Below are 4,573 nucleotides of genomic sequence, written 5' to 3' on the forward strand. Positions count from 1 at the left end.
CCGGAAGCTAAGGCCCACAGCGCCGATGGTACTGCAACCGGGAGGTTGTGGGAGAGTAGGTCGCCGCCGGACATTCTTTTTGGGTTGAGGCCCCACACTTTTTGGTGTGGGGCCTCCCCGCTTTCCCGAACCATTTCGTCGAACGTCTCGAAACGGCCGGGTGTTCGGCGGGCGAGAAGCGGCCGACCCAGGGGCCCTGACCGTCTGCCTCGATCCCCGACTCCGTCCTGGCATCCACACGTCGTACGATGGGGAGTCGATCCACCGTGCGCTGCGCGGCCAGACCACGTCTTCATTTCGAGAGTAAGGACGCCTGCATGAGCGACCCCCGCGACCGGGACCATCGATCCGAGCACCGTCGTGAACGGGGAGAGGCGAGAGACGAGCGCCGCCGCGCTCCCGGCTCCGGTCGTCCCCAGAGTTCGGGCCGTTCCGGTTTCGGTGCGCGCGGGCAGGACGGTGACCGTCGTCGCACGGGCAGCGGCGTGGGACGCGGTGACGGCTCTCGTGCCGGGGGAGGTCGCCGGCGCGAGGACGACCGTCGCGGTGGGCGGTCCGCCCGTCCGCAGCGTGAGGGCTCCGGACGGGGACGATTCGGTCCGGTGGAGCGCGAGAAGCCTGCCCACAACCCGAGGGATCTGCGCGCCTCCAACCGTGCGGATCAGGGCCGTTCCCCGGACATCGACGAGGACGTCACCGGCAAGGAGCTCGATCGGGCCACTTTCAAGCAGGTCCAGGGTCTGGACGAGAAGCAGGCCGGCTGGGTGTCCAAGCACCTGGTCATGGCCGGTCGGCTCATGTTCGAGGACCCTGCAGAGGCATTCCAGCACGCGCTGGCGGCCAGCCGACGTGGTGGCCGGCTCGCGTGCGTTCGGGAGGCCGTGGCCCTCACGGCCTACATGGCGGGGGAGTACCACGAGGCCCTCCGCGAGTTCCGCACCTACCGGCGCATCACCGGCGACGACACCCACGTGGCCGCACAGCTCGACTGCGAACGTGCCCTGGGCCGTCCTGAGAAGGCGGTGCAGCTGTCCACCGAGATCGACATGGGAAAGCTGGACCGTGAGGCCCGCGTCGAGCTCGTCATGGTGCTGTCCGGTGTGCATGAGGACCTCGGCGACCTCGAGCGTGCCCGGACGGTCCTGGAGATCCCGGAGCTGGACCGTCGCCGGGGATATCCCTTCTCCCCGCGTCTCTTCCAGCGCTACGCCGACGTGCTGGCCGCACTGGGACGGGAGAAGGAGGCGCGCCAGTGGGAGCACTACGTGCGCGTGGCCGAGAAGGCCCTCGGCATGGGCAGCTTCGCCGACCCGGACATCGTGGACATCGACAACGGACCTTCCGAGGAGGAGCGCGCCGAGCGTCGCGCGGCGAGGGAGGCCGAGCGGGCCGCGCGTGCCGAACAGGACATGGCGGACTCCGAGGCCCGCCCCTCCGACTCTGAGCCCGAGACCTCCGAGTCCGAGACCGACGGCAGCACGCGCGACTGATGGGCTCCTCGCTGTTCTTCCGCGGGCACGACGGCCTGCTCTGTGACCTCGACGGGGTGGTTTACGCCGGCGCCGCGGCGATCCCCGGCGCCGTCGAGACGCTGACCTCGCTCATCGAGGCGAGGATCCCGGTCGCGTTCGTCACGAACAACGCCTCCCGCGCCCCGCAGACGGTCGCCGACCACCTGCGCGAGCTCGGCATCCCCACCGACGCCGAGCACGTCTTCGACTCGGCCCAGGCCGGAGTCGCGCTGCTGCAGGACCGCGTGGCGCACGGATCACGCGTGCTCCCCGTGGGCTCGTCCTACCTCGCCGGACTGCTCGAGGCGGCCGGCTACCGCGTGGTGTCGTCCGCCGCCGACCGGCCCGACGCCGTCGTCCAAGGCTTCGATCCGTCCGTCGGCTGGGCCCAGCTCGCCGAGGCCGCCTACGCCGTGAACGCCGGCGCCGTCTGGGTCGCGACGAACCTGGACCTGTCCATCCCGCGCGGTGAGGGCATCGCCCCGGGCAACGGCGCCCTCGTCGGCGCGGTCTCGCTGGCCACCGGCACGGCTCCTGTCGCCGCAGGCAAGCCGGAGCCCCACCTGTTCCGGACGGCGGCCTGCTCCCTCGGCCTGCGCCGCCCCCTCGTGGTCGGCGACCGCCTGGACACGGACATCCGCGGCGGCAACGCGGCAGGATTCGACACCGTCATGGTCCTCACCGGGATCGACACGCGTGAGGCCGCCGAACAGGCTCCCGACGCGGACCGGCCCCGCTGGATCGTCGACGACCTGACGGCGCTGACCGCCGAGCCCGACCGGTGAGCCTCCGCGCCGATGTGGCGCTGGCCGCCCGCGGCCTCGCCCGGTCCCGCAGCGAGGCCACCGCGCTCATCCGGGGCGGCGGAGTCCTGGCTGACGGCCGCCCGGTGTCCCGCCCCTCCCAGAAGGTCGCCGAGGACACCGTCCTGACCCTGGCGCACGACGGTCCCCGCTACGTCTCCCGCGCCGCGCACAAGCTGGTCAGCGCCCTCGAGGCCTTCTCGGAGGTCGCCGTTGCCCGCCGCCGCTGCCTCGACGCCGGAGCCTGCACCGGCGGCTTCACCCAGGTCCTGCTCGAGCACGGAGCCGCGCACGTCGCCGCCGTCGACGTCGGCCACGACCAGCTGCACGACTCCCTGCGCAACGATGCCCGCGTCCTGGTCCGCGAGGGACTGAACGTGCGCGCCCTCGAGCCGTCCGACATCGGAGGCCAGGTCGACCTGGTGGTCTCCGACCTGTCCTTCATCTCCCTGCGCCTCGTGGTGGACGCCCTCGCCGGCGCCTGCGCCGACGGTGCGGACCTGCTGCTCATGGTGAAGCCGCAGTTCGAGGTGGGCAGGTCCGCCCTGCCGAAGTCGGGCGTCGTGACGGACCCGGCCGACCGTCGTCGTGCGGTGGGGGCGGTGCTGGAGGCGGCGGCGGCCGCCGGCCTCACCCCACGGGGACTCGCCCGCTCCGGGCTGCCGGGACAGGACGGCAACGTGGAGTTCTTCCTGCATCTGGAGCGCACCGGGGTGCAGGTCGCCACCCCTCTGGAGGACGTCCCGGGGCACGCCGATGTGGACTGGGCCTGACGCGTCCGGGCCGCTGACTATGCTGGGACGACCGCGCCGGCGACCCGCCGGACGCCGGTGAGTCCCGCCCGGAAGGAACCCATGCCCGCCACCGCGCCGCGCCGCGTCCTCGTGCTCGCCCACACCGGCCGCCAGGACGCGATCGCCGCCGCCCTGCATGCCGTCGACACCCTCGGGGCGTCCGGACTGCGTGCCGTCCTCCTGGACGCAGACGAGGCGGCGGTGCGGGCGGCCGCCCCGGCAGGCGAGGCGTTCGCCCCCGAGATCCTCGGCCGGGACTGCTCGCTCGCAGACATCAGCATCGGCCTCGTCTTGGGCGGTGACGGCTCCGTGCTCCGCGCCGCCGAGCTCGTGCGCGGCTCACGGGTCCCGCTGGTGGCGGTGAACCTCGGCCACGTCGGCTTCCTCGCGGAAGCCGAGCGCACCGACCTGCAGCAGACCGTGGAGGCGATCGCCGCCGAACGGTACACCGTGGACGAACGCATGGCCCTGGACGTGGTGGTGAAGGTCGGAGGACGCCAGGTCGCCCGCACCTGGGCCCTCAACGAGGCCTCCGTGGAGAAGTCCAGCCGCGAGCGCATGCTCGAGGTGGTCGTCTCCGTGGACGACCACGCGCTCTCCTCCTACGGCTGCGACGGCGTGGTCATGGCGACCCCCACCGGCTCCACCGCCTACGCGTTCTCCGCCGGCGGGCCCGTGGTCTGGCCGGGCGTGGAGGCCCTGCTGCTGGTGCCCATCAGTGCGCACACCCTCTTCTCGCGGCCCCTGGTGGTCGGCCCCGCCTCGACCCTCACCGTGGACGTGCTCACCCGCACGAACGAGAACGGGGTGCTGTGGTGCGACGGCCGCCGCACGGTCGAGCTGCCGCCCGAGGCGCGCATCGAGGTCTCCCGCTCTGCGGAGCCCGTGCGTCTGGCGCGCCTCTCCCTGACGCCGTTCTCCGAGCGCCTCGTCCGCAAGTTCCAGCTGCCCACCGAGGGCTGGCGGGGGCCCGTCACGGGTGAGGAGAAGGCGGCCGCCGCCCGTGCGGCCGTCGAGACCGTCGAACCTCGCCACGCCGGACCCCGTCCCGTGGTGGTGCCGCCGGCCACCGCCGCCCTGCCGGTGGTGGACCTGCGCGGAGCGAGCGGACCGTGGTCGGCCACGGATCCGAACGGTCCGGACGCCGAACCGCCGGAGGGACACCCGTGATCGAGTACCTGCGCATCGCCGACCTCGGTGTCATCTCCGCCGCGGACGTGGAGCTGGACCCCGGCTTCACGGTCGTCACCGGTGAGACCGGCGCGGGCAAGACCATGGTGGTCACCGCGCTCGGCCTGCTGCTCGGGCGGCGTGCGGACGCCGGCACCGTCCGCCACGGTGCCCGCCGTGCCGTGGTGGACGCAGGGCTGCGCGTCCGGCCGCAGCAGGGCACTCGCCCTCGCCGAAGAGGCCGGCGCGGTGCTGGAGGCCGAGGACGACGACGCCCCGTGGACCTGGTCCTGAA

General features: G+C 73.0%; 5 protein-coding genes and 1 rRNA gene. All 6 read left to right on the forward strand.

Annotated features, from left to right (window positions below; all coding sequences use genetic code 11):
- Positions 1-72: ribosomal RNA gene (gene rrf, locus AC2W7A_RS09735) — 5S ribosomal RNA — on the forward strand; the annotation flags it as partial.
- Between the two features lie 530 nt (positions 73-602).
- A complete protein-coding gene (locus tag AC2W7A_RS09740; RefSeq protein WP_485991184.1) occupies positions 603-1,490 on the forward strand; it encodes a hypothetical protein in 888 nt (295 codons plus the stop codon).
- Positions 1,490-2,296, forward strand: a complete 807-nt coding sequence (locus tag AC2W7A_RS09745) for an HAD-IIA family hydrolase (RefSeq protein ID WP_485991185.1) — start codon at positions 1,490-1,492, stop codon at positions 2,294-2,296. Before AC2W7A_RS09740 ends, AC2W7A_RS09745 begins: the two co-directional genes overlap by 1 nt.
- Positions 2,293-3,087 carry a TlyA family RNA methyltransferase gene (locus AC2W7A_RS09750; RefSeq protein WP_485991186.1) on the forward strand — a complete coding sequence of 265 codons (795 nt, stop codon included), beginning with the start codon at positions 2,293-2,295 and terminating at the stop codon, positions 3,085-3,087. Before AC2W7A_RS09745 ends, AC2W7A_RS09750 begins: the two co-directional genes overlap by 4 nt.
- 81 nt (positions 3,088-3,168) lie before the next feature.
- Positions 3,169-4,278, forward strand: a complete 1,110-nt coding sequence (locus tag AC2W7A_RS09755; protein WP_485991187.1) for an NAD kinase — start codon at positions 3,169-3,171, stop codon at positions 4,276-4,278.
- The coding region (locus AC2W7A_RS09760) for an AAA family ATPase (RefSeq protein ID WP_485991188.1) at positions 4,275-4,573 on the forward strand (299 nt) is incomplete at its 3' end. The genes AC2W7A_RS09755 and AC2W7A_RS09760, both read left to right, overlap by 4 nt.

This window comes from Micrococcus sp. LASM2_SD2, assembly GCF_057364565.1.